The organism is Ferrovibrio sp. (assembly GCF_019636075.1).
In the GTDB taxonomy this organism is placed as follows: domain Bacteria; phylum Pseudomonadota; class Alphaproteobacteria; order Ferrovibrionales; family Ferrovibrionaceae; genus Ferrovibrio.
In genome coordinates, this window is the sequence record NZ_JAHBYG010000003.1 from 15,065 (window position 1) to 31,220 (window position 16,156).

The 16,156-nt window shown below is 63.2% G+C and carries 19 protein-coding genes; 10 read left to right on the top strand and 9 right to left on the bottom strand.

From position 1 onward, the window contains the following. Positions 1 to 64: 64 nt before the first annotated feature. Entirely contained in the window at positions 65 to 760 is a 696-nt protein-coding gene (sfsA, locus tag KF827_RS02165; RefSeq protein WP_290999225.1) for a DNA/RNA nuclease SfsA, read from the bottom strand. A gap of 46 nt (positions 761 to 806) precedes the next feature. On the opposite strand from sfsA, the gene KF827_RS02170 reads away from it, so the two are divergent. From KF827_RS02170 to KF827_RS02190, 5 genes are read left to right on the top strand one after another with little or no spacing between them, the layout of a single operon-like run. After that, a complete protein-coding gene (locus tag KF827_RS02170) occupies positions 807 to 1,574 on the top strand; it encodes a molybdopterin-binding protein (RefSeq protein WP_290999230.1) in 768 nt (255 codons plus the stop codon). Then, on the top strand, positions 1,574 to 1,945 hold the full coding sequence (locus tag KF827_RS02175) for a Rap1a/Tai family immunity protein (RefSeq protein WP_290999233.1): 372 nt from the start codon (positions 1,574 to 1,576) through the stop codon (positions 1,943 to 1,945). Before KF827_RS02170 ends, KF827_RS02175 begins: the two co-directional genes overlap by 1 nt. A gap of 37 nt (positions 1,946 to 1,982) precedes the next feature. Next, positions 1,983 to 2,336, top strand: coding sequence for a hypothetical protein (locus KF827_RS02180; protein WP_290999236.1), 354 nt, complete (start codon positions 1,983 to 1,985; stop codon positions 2,334 to 2,336). Beyond that, positions 2,333 to 2,668: a hypothetical protein gene (locus tag KF827_RS02185; protein ID WP_290999239.1), complete on the top strand. Its 336-nt coding sequence runs from the start codon at positions 2,333 to 2,335 to the stop codon at positions 2,666 to 2,668. Before KF827_RS02180 ends, KF827_RS02185 begins: the two co-directional genes overlap by 4 nt. A 41-nt stretch (positions 2,669 to 2,709) precedes the next feature. Next, positions 2,710 to 3,054, top strand: a complete 345-nt coding sequence (locus KF827_RS02190) for a hypothetical protein (RefSeq protein ID WP_290999249.1) — start codon at positions 2,710 to 2,712, stop codon at positions 3,052 to 3,054. A gap of 14 nt (positions 3,055 to 3,068) precedes the next feature. Here KF827_RS02190 and KF827_RS02195 read toward each other — a convergent pair whose 3' ends face one another. From KF827_RS02195 to KF827_RS02215, 5 genes are read right to left on the bottom strand one after another with little or no spacing between them, the layout of a single operon-like run. Continuing rightward, the gene (locus KF827_RS02195; protein ID WP_290999253.1) at positions 3,069 to 4,061 is read right to left on the bottom strand and encodes an ABC transporter ATP-binding protein; all 993 of its coding nucleotides are present in this window, start codon (positions 4,059 to 4,061) and stop codon (positions 3,069 to 3,071) included. Beyond that, a complete protein-coding gene (locus KF827_RS02200; RefSeq protein WP_290999257.1) occupies positions 4,058 to 5,068 on the bottom strand; it encodes an ABC transporter ATP-binding protein in 1,011 nt (336 codons plus the stop codon). Before KF827_RS02200 ends, KF827_RS02195 begins: the two co-directional genes overlap by 4 nt. Positions 5,069 to 5,078: 10 nt before the next feature. Next, the gene (locus tag KF827_RS02205) at positions 5,079 to 5,924 is read right to left on the bottom strand and encodes an ABC transporter permease (RefSeq protein ID WP_290999260.1); all 846 of its coding nucleotides are present in this window, start codon (positions 5,922 to 5,924) and stop codon (positions 5,079 to 5,081) included. Further along, a complete protein-coding gene (locus KF827_RS02210; protein ID WP_290999263.1) occupies positions 5,917 to 6,864 on the bottom strand; it encodes an ABC transporter permease in 948 nt (315 codons plus the stop codon). Before KF827_RS02210 ends, KF827_RS02205 begins: the two co-directional genes overlap by 8 nt. 12 nt (positions 6,865 to 6,876) lie before the next feature. Continuing rightward, the gene (locus tag KF827_RS02215) at positions 6,877 to 7,095 is read right to left on the bottom strand and encodes a DUF1289 domain-containing protein (RefSeq protein ID WP_290999266.1); all 219 of its coding nucleotides are present in this window, start codon (positions 7,093 to 7,095) and stop codon (positions 6,877 to 6,879) included. Between the two features lie 204 nt (positions 7,096 to 7,299). Between KF827_RS02215 and KF827_RS02220 the strand changes: the two genes are divergently transcribed. Genes KF827_RS02220 through htpG form a run of 5 tightly spaced genes read left to right on the top strand, consistent with a single transcriptional unit; the run spans position 7,300 to position 13,825 of the window. Further along, positions 7,300 to 8,040 (top strand): ABC transporter ATP-binding protein, encoded by a 741-nt coding sequence (locus KF827_RS02220; protein WP_290999269.1) that lies wholly within the window; start codon positions 7,300 to 7,302, stop codon positions 8,038 to 8,040. 22 nt (positions 8,041 to 8,062) lie between these two features. Next, positions 8,063 to 8,797 (top strand): ABC transporter permease subunit, encoded by a 735-nt coding sequence (locus KF827_RS02225; protein ID WP_290999272.1) that lies wholly within the window; start codon positions 8,063 to 8,065, stop codon positions 8,795 to 8,797. A 3-nt stretch (positions 8,798 to 8,800) separates the two neighbouring features. After that, on the top strand, positions 8,801 to 10,759 hold the full coding sequence (locus KF827_RS02230) for a Gldg family protein (protein ID WP_290999275.1): 1,959 nt from the start codon (positions 8,801 to 8,803) through the stop codon (positions 10,757 to 10,759). Positions 10,760 to 10,788: 29 nt separating this feature from the next. Beyond that, on the top strand, positions 10,789 to 11,919 hold the full coding sequence (locus KF827_RS02235) for a hypothetical protein (RefSeq protein ID WP_290999278.1): 1,131 nt from the start codon (positions 10,789 to 10,791) through the stop codon (positions 11,917 to 11,919). Positions 11,920 to 11,941: 22 nt separating this feature from the next. Then, positions 11,942 to 13,825 (top strand): molecular chaperone HtpG, encoded by a 1,884-nt coding sequence (gene htpG, locus KF827_RS02240; protein ID WP_290999281.1) that lies wholly within the window; start codon positions 11,942 to 11,944, stop codon positions 13,823 to 13,825. Positions 13,826 to 13,918: 93 nt separating this feature from the next. Here the strand turns inward: htpG and KF827_RS02245 are convergent, their stop codons facing one another. From KF827_RS02245 to KF827_RS02255, 3 genes are all read right to left on the bottom strand, one after another. Next, a complete protein-coding gene (locus KF827_RS02245; protein ID WP_290999284.1) occupies positions 13,919 to 14,710 on the bottom strand; it encodes a hypothetical protein in 792 nt (263 codons plus the stop codon). Positions 14,711 to 14,753: 43 nt separating this feature from the next. Further along, positions 14,754 to 15,278, bottom strand: a complete 525-nt coding sequence (locus tag KF827_RS02250; RefSeq protein ID WP_290999287.1) for a GNAT family N-acetyltransferase — start codon at positions 15,276 to 15,278, stop codon at positions 14,754 to 14,756. Between the two features lie 67 nt (positions 15,279 to 15,345). Then, entirely contained in the window at positions 15,346 to 16,086 is a 741-nt protein-coding gene (locus KF827_RS02255) for a DUF1223 domain-containing protein (RefSeq protein ID WP_290999290.1), read from the bottom strand. Between the last annotated feature and the right edge of the window lie 70 nt (positions 16,087 to 16,156).

Here is a 16,156-nt window from a genome sequence, read left to right on the forward strand (position 1 = left end):
GGCAGTCTGTTGATTCAACGCGAATAATCCTCGGCAAGGCGTCGGGTTAATCCAAAATGTCGGGTTAATCCGAAATGGGGAGCGGTTCCGCCAGGGCAATGCCCTGCAACGTAACGTCGCAGGCGTAACATAACGCCTCGATGCCGGCTTTCCTAGCCTTGTGGAAGGCGGCGGCATAGGCCGGATCGCAATCGGCGGCTAGGCGGAATTCGCGGCAATCGGGCCTTTGCACCAGAAACAGCATCACTGCCCGCGCGCCGGCCTGGGCCTGTATGGCCAGTTCGCGCAAATGCTTGGCGCCCCGGGCGGTGACGCAATCGGGGAATTCCGCTAGGCCGGCCTGACGGCTGAGATGCACGTTTTTCACTTCGAGATAGCAATCCGGCCGGCTGGCATCGCTCAGGCGGAAATCCACCCGGCTGTTTTCGCCATAGGGCACCTCCGGGCGGATCTCGCCATAGCCGGCCAGTTCCGGGATGCGGTTGCCGGCCAGCGCCTCGGCTACCAGGCGATTGGGCAGGGTGGTGTCGATGCCAACCATCGCTCCTGAGGGCAGTTCCGTGAGCACCCAACCGTATTTCAGCTTGCCGCGCCCGGTTTTCAGCCAGATTTGCATGCCCGGTTCGGCCAGGCCCAGCATGGCGCCGGGATTCGGGCAATGCAGGGTGATCTCGCTGCCATCCGGCAGGGTGGCATCGGCCAGGAAACGCTTGTAGCGGCGGATCAGGCGGGCAGGCTGTAACGGCTCGGCAAAGCGCATGGTTTGGCTATACCCCAGCCGCGCCGGTCATGCTATGTCCTGCCCCATGCCGGAAGCCAATACACCGAAGATCGTCACAGCCGCCATCCTGGTGATCGGCAACGAAATCCTGTCTGGCCGCACCCGCGATACCAACATGCATTTCCTGGCCGGCAAGCTGACCGAACTGGGCATCCGCCTACGCGAGGCCCGCGTGGTGCCCGATGACGAGGCACGGATCGTGGCCGCGGTAAACGAACTGCGTGCGGCTTACGATTATGTCTTCACCTCGGGCGGTATCGGGCCCACCCATGACGACATCACCGCCGATTGCATCGCCAAGGCCTTCGGTGTCGGTATCGACGTGCAGCCCGAAGCGCGTCGCCGCCTGGAAGCGCATTACGAGGCCGGCATGCTGAATGCCGCGCGCCTGCGCATGGCGCGGATTCCCGATGGCGCCGGATTGATCGACAATCCGGTTTCCGCCGCGCCGGGCTTTTGCATCGGCAATGTTTTCGTGATGGCCGGCGTGCCGGCGATCTTCCAGGCCATGGTGGGCTCGGTGGCGCCGCAATTGGTGGGCGGCGATAAACTGCTGTCGCGCACCATCGTGGCGCAGGTGCCCGAAGGCGTAATCGCCGAGAAACTGCAGGCCCTGCAGAACGACTATCCCGAGATCGAGATGGGTTCCTATCCCGCCTTTCGTGGCGGCAAGGCCTCCACCTCTGTGGTGTTGCGCGGCACCGATGTTGAAAGACTTGCCCCGGCGGCAGCGCGCATGCATGAAATCTTCCGCGAATTGGGCGGAAATCCGGTAGAGAACGAGATTGTGTGATGCGCCGCGCGATTATCTTCGCCATGCTTTTGCTGTTTCCCGCCATTGCCATGGCGCAGATGCCGTCTGCATTGCAGCCGCCGCCGCCCTTCCTGGGGCGTGACCTGGCGGGCCTGTGCCGCGAGGCCGATGGCAGTGCCGGCCAGACCGGTTGCCTGCGCTATCTGCAGGCGGCGGTGGGAATGTACGAACTCGTGCTGACGGAGGGGCGAGACAACGCCTGGTTCTGTGCGCCGCGCGATGTGCCCCCGGCCACGTTGCGTAAGCAATTCCTGGAATTCGTTGGCGAGGCCACCGATCAGGAATTGGGCAAGGAAGCCATACAACTGGTGCGCCAGGCTTTCACAGACGCGTTTCCCTGTCAGGAATAGCCTTTTTTTTGCCATGCGGCGGGTGCAGACTCCGGTCATGCGCAAGATGCTTCTGATGGTTTCCCTGCTCACGCTGGCCGGTTGCGGCCCGGCGCTGCAATGGCATAAGCCGAACACCTCGGCCGAGGCGGTGCAGCTTGATGCCAAGGAATGCCGCGTGGCGGCGCGCGACGAAGCCTTCCGCGAAAACTTCCTGTACGGCCCGCCTTTCTACAGCTTTCCGTCTTACGGTCCGCGCGGCCTGCGCCATTGGCGCGACCCGTTTTATGACCCGTTCTTCGCACGTGAGATGCGCGAACAGAGTTTGCAGGATTTCTGCCTGCGTGCCCGTGGCTACCAGCTTGTGCCAATGTCGAAACAGCCGGAGCCGCAACAAGGAGCCCCATCATGAAGCCCGCCTATCTGCTGCCTCTGCTATTGCTTGCGGCTTGCGCGCCGGCCACCCATTGGGCCAAGCCCGGCATGAGCGGTTCCGGTGCCGATGCCGATGCGCTGTACAACGATACGGCCGCCTGCCGTGCCACGGCCTATGAACGCGCCAGCGCCGAACAGGCCGGGCTGTTGCCGGTGGATCCGCCCAGCAAGGTGGTGGTTGGGTCCAGCGGCGGCGGCGATGAAAGCGGCATGAATTACCGCCGGCAATACCGCGTGGCGCGCGAATACGAACTGATCGATTATTGCCTGCAGGGCAAGGGCTGGCGCCGGGTTTCCGACGGCAAATGAGGCGGGTCATGCGCGGGGCCAGGCTTCGGGCGGTTTTGCCATTGTTGTCCCTGGCTGGCCTGTCCCTGGCTGGGCTGTCGCTGGCCGGCTGCACCTTCGGTACCGGCACCGAATACTGGCGCGCCGATATAACGCCGGAAAACCTGGCCAGGGATGAGCAGGCCTGCCGCGAGATCGCCCGCGAACAGGCCTTCGAGGAAAGCTTCCATGCCGGGCCGATCTATCCGCCGCTGCGCGATACGCAATTCGTTTATGGCGGCGGCGATGAAGATGGCGGCGGTATCTATGCCAGCATCTCGCGCCGAGGCCCGCGCGAATATGAATTGACCGAATATTGCATGCTGCAGCGCGGTTATACCCTGGTGCCGATCAAGCCTAAGGCGTAGGGCAAGCCGAAATCTTAAAGTGCGATTTCTTCGGCGCGGTGGCAGGCAACGCTGCGGCCATCGAAATCGCGCAACAGCGGGGTTTCCGCCAAACAGCGTGCTGCTGCATGCGGGCAGCGTTCGGCCAGCGCACAGCCTGGCTTCAGATTCATCAGGCCGGTGGGATTGCCTTGCAGCAATTGCCGGCGCTTGCGGCGGCCCTCGGTTTTGCTGGGCGGCGCCGGGCGCGGCAGGGCCGCCAGCAGGGCGCGGGTATAGGGATGGGCGGGGCGGGCGAAGATCGCCGCCGTATCGCCCTCCTCGACAACGCGGCCGAGATACATCACCGCCACCCGGGCGCAGAGATGATCCACTACCGCCAGGTTATGGCTGATGAACAGATAGCTGACGCCGAATTTGCTCTGCAGTTCCGCCATCAGGTTCAGCACCTGGGCCTGCACGCTCACATCCAGCGCCGAAACCGGTTCGTCGGCCACGATCAGCTTGGGCCGGGTGATCAGCGCGCGCGCAATGGCAATGCGTTGGCGCTGGCCGCCGGAAAATTCATGCGGGTATTTCCCCATATCGCCGGCGCGCAGGCCCACCGTGGTCAGCGCATCGCCCACCCGCGCGCGGCGCTCGGCCCTGGTCTTGCGATCCAGCGCTTCCAGCGGTTCGGCCACGATGCGCTCCACGCTCATGCGCGGATCCAGCGAGCCGTAAGGATCCTGGAACACCATCTGGAAATGCCGGCGCTCGGCGCGCAATTCGGTTTCCGGCAGATCGATCAGGTTGCGGCCCTCGAACAATACGCGGCCGCTATCGGGCCGTTCCAGCACCATGGCCAGGCGGGCCAGGGTGGATTTGCCGCAGCCGCTCTCGCCTACGATGCCGAGATTCTCGCCGGCCTTGAGCGTGATGCTCACGCCATTCAGCGCATAAACCTTGCGCGGCGGCGCCAGCGGCGATTCCCGCGCTAGCGTATAGGTGCGATGCGCATCCTCGATCCGGAGCAGGGCGTTGCTCATGCCGGCTGCCCGCCAATCTTTTCCGCGAGAGTCTGGTCCGTGTGCCAGCAGGCGGCGGCGTGGTCGTTACCCAGGGCCGTGTTGGGGGGAGTCTGCGCGCCGCAGCGCGGATCGGCCAGGCTGCAGCGTGGTGCGAACGCACAGCCATGATCGGTCAGATCATGCAGATCCGGCACGATACCGGCGATGGTGGGCAGGGCCGGGCGCGGCCAGGCGGCCACGCCTTCATGCAGGCGCGGCATGGCGGCGAACAGGCCGCGTGTATAGGGATGCGCCATGCGCGCGAACACATCCTGCACCGGGCCATGCTCCACCGCACGGCCGGCATACATCACCAACACACGATCCACGGTTTCGGCGATCACGCCCAGATCGTGGCTGATCAGGATCAGCGCCATGCCGGATTCATCCACCAGCCGGCCGATCAGATCGAGAATCTGGCCCTGAATAGTCACGTCCAGCGCCGTGGTGGGTTCGTCGGCCACCAGGATATCTGGTTCGCAGGCCAGCGCCATGGCGATCATCACGCGTTGCCGCTGGCCGCCGGAAAGCTGGTGCGGATAGGCATCGATGCGCTGGCTGGGATTGGGGATGCCCACGCGATCCATCAGATCCAGCGCGCGCTGATGGGCCTGGCGCGGCGTCATCTTACGATGCAGGCGCAGCGGCTCGGCAATCTGTTCGCCGATGCGATGCAGCGGGTTCAGGCTGGTCATCGGCTCCTGGAAGATCATCGCCATGCGGTCGCCGCGCAGTTGGCTGAGCTGCGTTTCATTCATCGCCAGCAGATTCTGATCATGCAGGCTGATGCTGCCCGAGGCGCGGGCATTGTCGGGCAGCAGGCCCATCAGGGCCAGCGCGGTCATCGACTTGCCGCAACCGCTTTCGCCTACGATGCCGAGCGTTTCGCCGCGTTGCAGGCTGAAATCCAGGCCGCGCACCGCCTGCACGCTGCCGCGTGCGGTGCGAAGATCGACCTTGAGGTTGGAGACATCCAGCAAAGCCATCCGTGCCGCCTCAGCGTTGCCTGGAGAGGCGCGGATCGGTGAGATCGCGCAGGCCATCGCCCAGCAGGTTGAGGCCCAGCACGCTGATCACGATGGCAAGGCCGGGAAAGATCACCAAAGACGGGGCGCGGAAGATCATCGCCTGGGCTTCGTTCAGCATGCGGCCCCAGGATGGCGTGGGTGGCTGGGTGCCGAGGCCCAGATAAGACAGCGCGGCTTCGGCCAGGATCGCCAGGGCGAACTGGATGGTGACCTGCACCACCAGCACTGCCAGGATATTGGGCAATACATGCTCGATGGTGATGCGTACAGCGCCTTTGCCGGCTGCGCGCGCCGCCAGGATGAAATCGCGCGCCCAGATCACATTGGCCGATGCGCGCGAGACGCGGGCGAAGATCGGGATGTTGAAGATGGCAATCGCGATGATGGAGTTGATCGAATTCGGCCCCAGGATGGCGGCGAACATGATGGCGGCCAGGATCACCGGAAAGGCATAGGTGAAATCCGAGAGGCGCATGATGATTTCTTCCACCCAGCCGCGCTTGGCGGCGGCCAGCAGGCCCAGCAGGGTGCCGATGCTCATGCCGATGCCCACGGCGATCATGCCCACCACGATGGAATTTTGCGCTCCCACCAGGATCATGGAGAATACGTCGCGGCCGAACGGATCGTTGCCCAGCCAATGATCCCAACTCGGCCCGGCCAGGCGCTTGCGCACATTGATGGCGGTGGGGCTGTAAGGGGTCCAGAATACCGACAGTGCGGCCATGCCCAGCATGATCGTGGTAAGCAGGCCGCCCACCACGAAGCTGCGATGCCGCAAGGCGCGGCGCATGAATTCCAGCACATTAAACATCGGCCGCCTTCAACCGCGGATCGATGGCGGCATAAAGCAGATCGACGATGAAATTCACCAGCACCACGGTGAAGGCCAGCAGGATCACCACCGCTTTCACCACCTCGATATCGCGGTTGCTGATGGCCTGGAATACCAGGCGGCCCAGGCCGGGCAGCGAAAACACCTGCTCCACCACGATGGCGCCGGTGAGCAGCGCGCCAAACAGCAGGCCAGCCACGGTGATCACCGGGATCAGCGCATTGCGCAGCACATGGCCCCACAGGATGGCGCCGCCGGTGAGGCCCTTGGCGCGCGCCGTGCGCACGAAATCCTCGCGCAGCACTTCCAGCACCGCCGAGCGGGTGATGCGGGTGAGAATGGCCGCCTGCACCACGGCCAGCGACAGGCTGGGCAGCAGCAGGCTCTTATAGCCGGCGGCAGGATTGCTCCAGCCGGCAAAGCCGCCGGCGGCGAACCAGCCCAGATGCACGGCAAACAGCAGCACCAGCAGGATGCCGAACCAGAAGCTGGGGATCGAAATGCCGATCTGGCTCAGGGTCATCACCAGCACGTCGCCCAGCTTGTTGTGGCGCGAGGCGGCGAAGATGCCCAGGCTGAGTGCCAGCAGCATGGTGATCGCCATGGCGTTGATGGCCAGCGGATAGGTGAGATACAGCCGCTCCACGATCAGGCCGGCCACCGGCACCTTGTAGGAATAGCTCATGCCGAAATCGCCCTGCAGCAGGCCCAGGGTCCAGGCCACATAGCGGGTAAAGGCGGGGCGGTTGAGGCCCAGTTCCTCGCGCAGGGAAGCCAATTGTTCGTCGGTGGCGTCCACGCCCAACAGCATCAGCGCCGGATCGCCGGGCAGGATTTCCAGCACCAGGAAAACGATCACCGATGTGGCGAACAGGGTTGCCAGCAGGGTGAGGAAGCGTTTCAGGAGAAACTGGGGCATGGGTGAGACTAACTAACCCCAGCGCCGCGCTGCAAGCTGCCGCAGCAAGGCGTGCTGTTCGGCGGCATCCATGGCCGGCCAGGCGCCGATCTCGGCGCCGGTGCGCCAGCAGCCCAGGCAATAGCCGGTGGCAGTGTCGATCCGGCAGACCTTTGTGCAAGGCGATGCGGGCGCGCAAGGCGATGCGGGGCGCTCGTCTAACGTGTCGGCGAGAGGTGCATTATTGTGCATTGCAACACCGCTAGCATTGCCGCTGCCGCCTGTCCAGCGGCAAGATGAACCTTGCGTGAATGACAGCGCTTTTTTCCGGCTAATTCGGCTCGATTCAGCCCCCACCCCTTGATGCCCGGAGTGCCAGCGCTTATCTGTCGGGCGCCTGCAGGATCAGGGGCTGCAGCGGGGGCTGCCGTGTGGGCGAGGAGCGACGCGAAACCGATGATCGAAATACAGAATCTGGTAAAGAAATTCGGTCCTTTCACCGCCGTGGACGGGATCAGCCTGACGGTCGCCAAGGGCGAGGTGCTGGGCTTCCTGGGCCCCAACGGCGCCGGCAAATCCACCACCATGAAAATGCTCACCGGTTTTCTCACCCCAACCTCGGGCCGGATCACGGTTTGCGGCCATGACGTGGCGGAAGCACCGCTGGAGGCCAAGCGCAGCATCGGCTATCTGCCGGAAGGCGCGCCGGCCTATGGCGACATGACCCCGCGCAGTTTTTTGGATTTCGTGGCCGATGTGCGCCGGCTGAGCGGCGAGGAGCGGCGCTGGCGGCTGGAGAAGGTGGCCGACCAGGTGAATATCGTCGAGGTGCTGGATCAGCCGATCGACACGCTCTCCAAGGGTTTCAAGCGCCGCGTCGGCCTGGCCCAAGCCATCCTGCACGATCCGCCGGTGCTGGTGCTCGACGAGCCCACCGATGGTCTCGATCCCAACCAGAAGCATGAAGTGCGCGGCCTGATCCAGAGCATGGCGAAGGAAAAGGCCATCATCATCTCCACCCATATCCTCGAAGAGGTGGAGGCTTTGTGCAAACGCGCCGTGGTGATCGCCCGCGGCCGTGTGGTGGCCGAGGGCAGGCCCGAGGGCGATGGCTGGCGCATCGGCGACATCCTGGCCCAGCCGGGCAAGCTGGACGCCGCCTTCCGCCAGGTTACGCAGCCCCGCAAAGCCGCCTGAAGCTGCATTCGAGGATAGACTCATGAATGGATTGTCCGCTGTCTTCCGCCGCGAGTTGGCCGGGTATTTCTCCACCCCCGTGGCTTATGTGTTCATCGTGGTGTTCCTGTTCACCACCGGCGTCTTCACTTTCTATCTTGGCCAGTTCTTCGAACGCGGCCAGGCCGATCTGAAGGCGTTTTTCCTGTTCCATCCCTGGCTCTACCTGTTCTTTCTGCCGGCCATCGCCATGCGGCTCTGGGCGGAAGAGCGCAAGAGCGGCACCATCGAATTGCTGCTCACCCTGCCGATCCCGCTCTGGGCGGCGGTGCTGGGCAAGTTCCTGGCTGCCTGGGCTTTCGCCGGCATCGCACTGGCGCTCACCTTTCCGCTCTGGATCACCGTTGCCTGGCTCGGCTCGCCCGATCATGGCGTGATCGCGGCCGGCTATATCGGCAGCCTGTTGATGGCTGGCGGTTATCTTGCCATCGGTTGCTGCCTGTCGGCCCTCACGCGCAATCAGGTGATCGCCTTCGTGCTCAGCGTGGCGGTGTGTTTCGTGTTCACCGTGGCCGGCGCGCCGATGGTGCTCAGCTTCTTCCAGGGTTGGGCGCCCACCCTGGTGGTGGATACCATCGCCAGCTTCAGCTTCCTCAGCCATTTCAACGCCATCATCGAGGGCGTGATCGATCTGCGCGATGTGGTGTATTTCCTCTCCCTGATCGCGGTGTGGCTCTATGCCACCGCCGTGGTTGTTGATCTCAAGAAGGCGGGCTGAGCGATGACCGGCGGCAAGAAAACCCTCCTCACCAGCACCGGCCTGATCGCGGCCTTCGCGCTGTTCTTCGCGGTCAATCTCGGTTCCAACCAGGGCCTGCGCGATGCCCGGCTGGATCTCACCCAGGCGCGGCTCTACACACTCTCCGATGGCACCCGCAATGTGCTGAAGAATGTGCAGGAACCGATCACGCTGCGTTTTTTCTTCTCCGACAAGGTGGCCTCCCAGGCACCGCAGTTGAAGCAGTATGGCCTGCGCGTGCGTGAATTGCTCGAACGCTATGCCACGCTTTCGGGCGGCAAGATCCGGCTTGAGGTGATCGATCCCGAACCTTTCTCGGAAGCCGAAGACCGCGCCGTGCAGGCCGGTGTGCAGGGCATTCAGTTCGGCGGCGCCGGGCAGAATCTGTATTTCGGCCTGGTCGGCACCAACAGCGTGGACAAGCAGGAAATCATCCCCTTCTTCCAGGCGGAGAAGGAGCAGTTCCTCGAATACGATCTGACCAAGCTGGTTTACGGCCTCACCAATCCAAAGAAGCCTACCGTGGGCATCCTCGGCGAATTGCCGTTGGAATACGGCCCCGGCGGGATGATGGCCGCCATGCGCGGCCAGGCCCAGCCCTATCTGATCCTGGGCCAGATCAAGCAGTTCTTCGATGTGAAGATGCTGGAAGGCAAGCCCGAGCAGATCGACGACAAGATCGATCTGCTGCTGCTGGCCCATCCCAAGGGCTTGAGCGACGAGTTGCAATATGCCGTCGATCAATTCGTGCTGAAGGGCGGCCGGCTGATCGTATTCGCCGATCCCTATTCCGAAACCATGGCGGCGATGCCCAATCCGATGACCGGCCAGCCGATGCCGGGCGGCGATAGCGGCTCGCTGCTGCCCAAGCTGTTCCAGGCCTGGGGCGTGGATGTGGCGCAGGATAAATTCGTGGCCGATCTCACCCTGGCCCAGCGCGTGCAAACCGGCCGCAGCGGCCCGGCGGCCGTCGTGGATTATCTGCCCTGGCTCGCGGTACCCGGCGAGCGACTGAGCCATGAGGATGTGATCACCGCCGATCTCACCAGCATCAACTTTGCCTCGGTGGGCAGCATCAAGAAGCTGGAAGGCGGCACCACCAGCGTCACACCGCTGATCCGCTCGTCTGACAAGGCGATGCTGATGGATACCGCCGAACTGAAGGGCGATCCCAATCCGCAGGCATTGGCCGAGGCGTTCAAGCCCACCGGCGAAATCTACACGCTTGCCGCCCGCATCACCGGCCCCGCCAAAACCGCTTTCCCCGATGGCCCGCCCAAGCCGGCCGCCAAGGAAGGCGAACCCAAGAATGGCGAGAAGCCGGCCGAGCCGGCGGCTGCGCCCGCGCCGCAGATCAAGGAAAGCGCCAAGCCGATCAACGTGATTCTGGTGGCTGATGCCGATCTGCTGGATGATCGTTTCTGGGTGCGCACGCAGCAGATGTTCGGCCAGCAGCTCTATGTGCCGATCTCCGCCAATGCCGACATGGTGGTGAATGCCATCGACAACATGTCTGGCTCGGGCGACCTGATCGGCCTGCGCAGCCGTGGCAAGTCGCAGCGGCCTTTCGAAGTGATCGATGGTCTGCGCCGCGAGGCCGACCGGCAATTCCTGGCGCGCGAGCGCGAATTGCAAAAGCGCATGGAAGAGACCGAGAAGAAGATCGCCGATTTGCAGAGCAAGTCGGATGGTGCCGCGGCAGGCAATGCGCTGATCACTGCCGAGCAGCAGGCCGCCATCGAGCAATTCCGCGCCGATCTGCTGTCCACCCGCAAGGAATTGCGCGATGTGCAGCGCGAGTTGAACCGCGATATCGAGCGGCTGCAACTGGGCGTGAAGTTCATCAATATCGGCCTGATGCCGTTGCTGGCCGCGTTGGTGGCGATCGGTTTGAGCGTCGCCTGGCGTCGGCGGCGCGTGGCCCGGCGCGTCGAGGGCTGAAGCTGCAATAGTTTAGAGGGGTAAGGGCAATGCGGGGCAAGACTTGGGCGATCCTTCTGGTGGCGGCCGTGGCTGTGGGCGGCGGCGCCTGGTACATCACCGCGCAGCGTGATCGCGCCACCCAGGCGGATTTTGCCACCAAGCCGCTTTTCCCCGACCTGGCCAAGCGCGTGAACGACGTGGCTGTGCTGGAACTCGAAACCACCAAGGGCAAGATCCGCATCCAGCGCAGCAATGATGGCTGGGTGCTGCCCGAGAAGGCTGGCTATCGCGCCAAGATCGATCTTACGCGCAAGAATATCCTGGGCATCGCAGGCCTGGAAACCCTGGAGCCGCGCACCGACAAGCCGGAGCTTTACAGCCTGATCCAGGTGAACGAGCCGAAGGATTATCAACCGGCCGACGAAGCGGCGAAATCCGATCCAGGCCCGATCCTGGCGCGTTTGCTGGACGACAAGGATCAGGTTCTGGCCGCCGTGATCGTGGGTAAGGTGAAAACCCGCGAACTCGGCTCGCGCCCCGCCGAAATCCATGTGCGCAAACTGGGCGAGGCGCGTGCCTGGCTGGCCAAGGGGCGGGTGGATTTGCCCGCCGATGCCGGCGCCTGGCTCGACAAGGATATGGTGAAGATCGAGCGCGCCCGCGTGGCCGCTGCCCATGTGCAGCATGCCGATGGCGAAAAGCTGGATCTGGTGCGTACCAATGCCGCCGATGGCACGTCGAAAGACGATTTCCGCCCCAGCCGGATTCCCGCCGGCAAGAAGGTGGCCTCGCAATATGATGTGAATAGTCTGCCCGGCGCGTTGGCCTTCATCTCGTTCGATGACGTGGCCAAGGCCGACAGCCAGGATTTCTCCAAGGCAACGCTCAGCGTGATCGAAACCCTGGATGGCATCCGCGTCAGCATCAAGAGCATTCCGGCCGCCGACAAGAAGGCCTGGATCACCCTGGCGCTGGATTACGATCCGGCCCTGGTCAAGCAGGATGCGGAAAACACCGTTTTGCTGAACGAAGAAGCTGCCAAAAAGCAGGTGGCCGACAGCAATGCCCGTTTGCAGGGCTGGACCTATCTGGTGTCGGAATATACCGCGCGCGATATCACCCGCCGGTTGGCCGATCTGCTGGAAGACGACAAGCCCAAAGAAGAGAAGAAAGACTGAAGCACGAAGAAGAGGTCTCGTCATGACCGATCAGACGATGCAATTTCAGGCGGAAGTGGCGCGGCTGCTGCATATCGTCACCCATTCGCTCTACAGCCAGAAGGAAATCTTCCTTCGAGAATTGATCTCCAACGCATCCGATGCCTGCGACAAGCTGCGTTTCGCCGCCCAGACCGATAGCGGCCTGTGGGATGGCGACAGCGACCTGAAGGTGATGCTGCGGATCGACAAAGCCGCCCGCACCATCACGCTGACCGATAACGGCATCGGCATGAATCGCGATGAGTTGATCGCCAATCTGGGCACCATCGCGCGCTCCGGTACCGGCGAATTCGTCGCCGGGCTACAGGACGACAATGCAAAAGACGTATCGCTGATCGGTCAATTCGGCGTCGGCTTCTATTCCGCCTTCATGGTGGCGGGCAAGGTGGAGGTCACGTCGCGCCGAGCCGGCGAGGCCCAGGCCTGGCATTGGGTGTCTGACGGTACCGGCAGCTTTACGATTGGCGAAACCGATAAGCCCGGCCGTGGCACCAGCATCCTGCTGCATCTCCGCGAAGGCGAGGATGAATTCCTCGAAGCAGACCGCCTGCGCGGCATCGTGAAAACCTATTCCGACCATATCGCACTGCCGGTGGTTTTGCAGTTGGAGGATGACAAGGAAGAAACCCTGAATGCGGCTTCCGCGCTGTGGTCGCGCGCGAAGTCCGAGGTGACGGAAGAGCAATACAAGGCCTTCTATCATCATGTGGCGCATGCCTTCGACGATCCCTGGGCTACGCTGCATGCCCGCGCCGAGGGCAAGCTGGATTACAGCCTGCTGCTTTTCGTGCCCAGCCAACCGCCACGCGATCTGTTCGATCCGGCGCGCAAATCGGCTTTGCGGCTCTATGTGCGCCGCATTTTCATCACCGATCGGTGCGACGAATTGGTGCCCGCCTGGCTGCGCTTTCTGCGTGGCGTGGTGGATTCCGCCGATCTGCCGCTCAATGTCAGCCGCGAGATGCTGCAGAATAATCCGGTGTTGACGCGTATCCGCCAGGCCATTACCCGGCGTGTGCTGGGCGAGCTGGAACGCAAGGCCGCCAACGAGGCCGAAAGCTATGCCGACTTCTGGCAGAATTTCGGCGCGGTGCTGAAGGAAGGCATCTACGAGGATTTCGAGCATCGCCAGCAATTGTTGAAGCTGGCGCGGTTTCGTTCATCCGAACATGACGGCTGGGTGTCGCTGGCCGATTACATTGCCCGTATGAAACCGGGCCAGAATGCCATCTACACCATCAACGGCGATTCCATCGAAGGTCTGAAGCGATCTCCGCAACTTGAAGGCTTCCGCGCCAAGGGTGTGGAAGTGCTGTTGCTCACCGATGCGGTGGATGATTTCTGGCTGGCTTCGGCGCCGGATTTCGAAGGCAAGCCGTTTCGCTCGGTCACCCGCGGCGGTGCCGATCTGGACGCCATCCAGGGCGAGGAGAAATCCGAAACGGACAAGGCCGGCGAAGACAAACCCGAAGCCGTGGAAGGCGCGGCATTGGGCACATTGGTGGCGCTGCTGAAAACCGTGCTGGGCGAACGCGTGCGCGATGTGCGCGAGTCCAAGCGGTTGACCGACAGCGCCTGTTGCCTGGTGGCCGGCGATGGCGACATGGATATGCATCTGGAACGCCTGCTGCGACTGAACAAACAATTCGCGCAGGAAACCCCGCGTATCCTGGAAATCAATCCGCGCCATCCGCTGATCAAGGGTATGGCCGAGCGCGCCGGGCAATCCGGCGCTGCGGATGCCTTGCGGGATAATGCGCTGTTGTTGCTCGATCAGGCCCGCATCGTGGAAGGCGAACCGCCGGCCGATCCGCAGGCTTTCGCCCAGCGGCTGGCGAAAGTGATGGCGGCGGGCATCATCTGATCGCGCATATACCATCAAACGTCACCACCGGGCTTGTTCCGGTGGTCATGGTTCGGCGGTTTCGCTGTGTGATGGTTTGAGTGCGCCGCCCAATCACATGCCGATCTGGCTGATCGGAATGCCGGTGATGCCATAGCCGGCTTCGGCTGGGATGCGCAGATGCGGCTCGCCGGGCGCGGTTTTATCCAGCACCGGCATTACGGTCACGATCGGTTCGGCCTGTGCGCTGCGGAAGGCTTCGGCCACGCTGGCAGACCGCGCCAGCTTGATCAATTGCATCCGGGTGGGAAACACGATCACGCGTTCGCGCTTTTCCCAGGCGTCCAAACCGGCCTGCGGGTTCAGCCATTCTGAATCCACCGACTCAGACCCGTCATGGCTGCCGATCTGGCCCTCCGGCCCCGGCGCCAGGAAAAACCAGGTATCGAAGCGCTTGGGCATGTTGGTGGGCGTCACCCAATGGGCGAAGGTGATCAGCGCATCCAGCGCGTAATCCAGTTGTTCGGCCTCGGCCATGTCGCGCAGGGTTTTTGCGCCGCTATTCAGCGGATCGCGCCAATGTGCCAGCGCGGCAACTTCGTCGGCGTCGAGAAAACGGCCGGCGCCTTTGCGGCGGGCCAGCAGCAAGCCGGATTCCTCGAAGGCCTCCCGCACCGCGCCCAGCGCAAATGGCGTCAGTGCCGGATCGAAGCTTCCCGGGCGCACATGCCGGCCCAGCGCCGGATCGGAATCGCCCTCGGCCAGCTTGCCGCCGGGAAACACCATGGCGCCGGATGCAAAATCGATGGCGTGATGGCGTTTCACCATGAAGACTTGCAGGCCTTGCTGGCTGTCGTCGCGCAGCATCAACAGCGTGCTGGAAGGAAGCGGTGTGGCTTCAGGCATGATCGGATGTTTCCTCGGTTTTTTTATTTTCTTGGATTTTTGCTTATGTAACGTCGCGGCGGAAATAGTAGCGCTGATAGCCGCCGGGGCCGGGCGAGCGGATTGCCACGAAATCGTTGCGGCCGAGCCAGGCAATCACCGGCAACATGGCCTTTTCCACTGAGGCCTCCAGGGCTTGCAGGCCAAGGCTTGCGGCATGGCCGGTTGCAAAGGCGATCAGCATCTTGCCCACGCCCTGGCGCTGCATATCCGGGTCCACCGCCAGGCTATGCACCATCAGCGCATGATGCAGGCCTAGCAGCACGGCAAATCCCGCCACGCCATCGCGGCCCTCCACCACGAAAACCGCATCATCGGCAATCAACAGCGCGTAATCGTCGGTGAGCGCCGAAGGCGGCTTGGGCAGGTCCTTGCGATAGGGGCCGTAGGTAGCCTCCGCGATCTGGCGGATACGTGCGATATCGGCCTTGTCGGCCGGGCGCAGCCGCAGGCTTGGCGGCGGCACATGGCGCGGCGGCTCTGGGCGGCGCGGCAGGGGCTGCATCGGCGGTTTGCTGGCAAGCGACATGCAGCCAGCTTTCACCCTGCGGGCGCTGCTGTCAATTGATCAGTAGGCTGGCAAGAGGTCCGTGGCGTCAGCGATGGCCCAATTCGGCCACGCCCAGGATCGGGCCGCGGGTGGATTGCAACAGAATGGCACCATTGCTGCCGTGCCAATCGTAATCGGCCAGATCGGGCAATGCGATTTCGGCCGGCCCACCATCCCATAGCCCGAGTTTCTGCCAGGAACGCGCCACGTTCACATAGGTTATGCTGCGGCCGGTATTTTCACCGCGCTCGATGATCACGTCGCGTTTGCGGTCGAATAGGCAGAGCCATACCACGGCCTCGCCGATCCAGTTGGCGCTGGCGGGAAGCTTCACGGCCACCGGCAGGCCATCGGGCTTGCGCTGCACATCCAGCGCCAGGCGCATATCCTTGCGCGCTGCCTGCATGGCTTCCTTCAACGCGGCGCGGTTGGAGCCGACGACCTGATACTGCCCATCGATCACCGCTTGCGGCGTATAGATCTGGCGCGAGCCGGTGCTGCGTGCATAGGCTTGCTGGCGCTTCACATGGCCGGGGCGGCTCAGCGTGTCTTTCCAGCCGAGATAATCCCAGTAATCCACATGCAGCGACAGCACCAATACGCCAGGATCGCGGCTCCATTCATGCAGCAACGCATCGGCCGGAGGGCAGGATGAACAGCCCTGGCTGGTGAACAATTCCACCACGATGGGTGCTTCGCGCTTATCTCCGGCATGCGCAACGCCGCCGCTGAATCCGGCAAGGATCAGCAGGGCAGCGGCAAGGGTGCGGAGGCGAAGCAAAATCATGCGGGGTAAGCTATGGCGTGCGGCAGGGTGGGGCGAGTCACGTTGTGGTGAGAGCAGTCTGGGTGGTGAG

Excerpts from the sequence above, each read along its gene's own strand:
- sfsA (WP_290999225.1), bottom strand. The coding sequence starts at position 760 with ATGCGCTTTGCCGAGCCGTTACAGCCTGCCCGCCTGATCCGCCGCTAC.
- KF827_RS02170 (WP_290999230.1), top strand. The coding sequence starts at position 807 with ATGCCGGAAGCCAATACACCGAAGATCGTCACAGCCGCCATCCTGGTG.
- KF827_RS02175 (WP_290999233.1), top strand. The coding sequence starts at position 1,574 with ATGCGCCGCGCGATTATCTTCGCCATGCTTTTGCTGTTTCCCGCCATT.
- KF827_RS02180 (WP_290999236.1), top strand. The coding sequence starts at position 1,983 with ATGCGCAAGATGCTTCTGATGGTTTCCCTGCTCACGCTGGCCGGTTGC.
- KF827_RS02185 (WP_290999239.1), top strand. The coding sequence starts at position 2,333 with ATGAAGCCCGCCTATCTGCTGCCTCTGCTATTGCTTGCGGCTTGCGCG.
- KF827_RS02195 (WP_290999253.1), bottom strand. The coding sequence starts at position 4,061 with ATGAGCAACGCCCTGCTCCGGATCGAGGATGCGCATCGCACCTATACG.
- KF827_RS02200 (WP_290999257.1), bottom strand. The coding sequence starts at position 5,068 with ATGGCTTTGCTGGATGTCTCCAACCTCAAGGTCGATCTTCGCACCGCA.
- KF827_RS02205 (WP_290999260.1), bottom strand. The coding sequence starts at position 5,924 with ATGTTTAATGTGCTGGAATTCATGCGCCGCGCCTTGCGGCATCGCAGC.
- KF827_RS02210 (WP_290999263.1), bottom strand. The coding sequence starts at position 6,864 with ATGCCCCAGTTTCTCCTGAAACGCTTCCTCACCCTGCTGGCAACCCTG.
- KF827_RS02215 (WP_290999266.1), bottom strand. The coding sequence starts at position 7,095 with ATGCACAATAATGCACCTCTCGCCGACACGTTAGACGAGCGCCCCGCA.
- KF827_RS02220 (WP_290999269.1), top strand. The coding sequence starts at position 7,300 with ATGATCGAAATACAGAATCTGGTAAAGAAATTCGGTCCTTTCACCGCC.
- KF827_RS02225 (WP_290999272.1), top strand. The coding sequence starts at position 8,063 with ATGAATGGATTGTCCGCTGTCTTCCGCCGCGAGTTGGCCGGGTATTTC.
- KF827_RS02230 (WP_290999275.1), top strand. The coding sequence starts at position 8,801 with ATGACCGGCGGCAAGAAAACCCTCCTCACCAGCACCGGCCTGATCGCG.
- KF827_RS02235 (WP_290999278.1), top strand. The coding sequence starts at position 10,789 with ATGCGGGGCAAGACTTGGGCGATCCTTCTGGTGGCGGCCGTGGCTGTG.
- htpG (WP_290999281.1), top strand. The coding sequence starts at position 11,942 with ATGACCGATCAGACGATGCAATTTCAGGCGGAAGTGGCGCGGCTGCTG.
- KF827_RS02245 (WP_290999284.1), bottom strand. The coding sequence starts at position 14,710 with ATGCCTGAAGCCACACCGCTTCCTTCCAGCACGCTGTTGATGCTGCGC.
- KF827_RS02250 (WP_290999287.1), bottom strand. The coding sequence starts at position 15,278 with ATGTCGCTTGCCAGCAAACCGCCGATGCAGCCCCTGCCGCGCCGCCCA.
- KF827_RS02255 (WP_290999290.1), bottom strand. The coding sequence starts at position 16,086 with ATGATTTTGCTTCGCCTCCGCACCCTTGCCGCTGCCCTGCTGATCCTT.